The 253-nt window shown below is 51.4% G+C and carries 1 protein-coding gene; it reads right to left on the minus strand.

What is annotated here, in order from left to right:
• Positions 1–253: hypothetical protein (locus tag AC1RPU_RS08390; RefSeq protein WP_481769713.1), on the minus strand; the 253-nt coding region annotated here is incomplete at both ends.

Here is a 253-nt window from a genome sequence, read left to right on the forward strand (position 1 = left end):
GCGCGTAGTTATAAGTTCCTGTGAACTGAAGTATGCTATCCACGTAGGCCGTTACCTTGGTGCTAGCGCCGTTAATCTGGATTGAGGCTTCAATCCAGTGATAGCCATCACCAAGGTACGTGGTGCCGGTAGCCAAAGGTGTTGTACTGGTGTATGTGCCGTTCCGCAGTGTTAGGTAATTACCGTCGAAGTCCAAAATCTGGGCACCATTAGAGGCCAGTCCGATATTGACGAGGCCGCCATAGCCGAAGTC

This window comes from Dellaglioa sp. CoH-55-MRSF-7, from assembly GCF_056782235.1.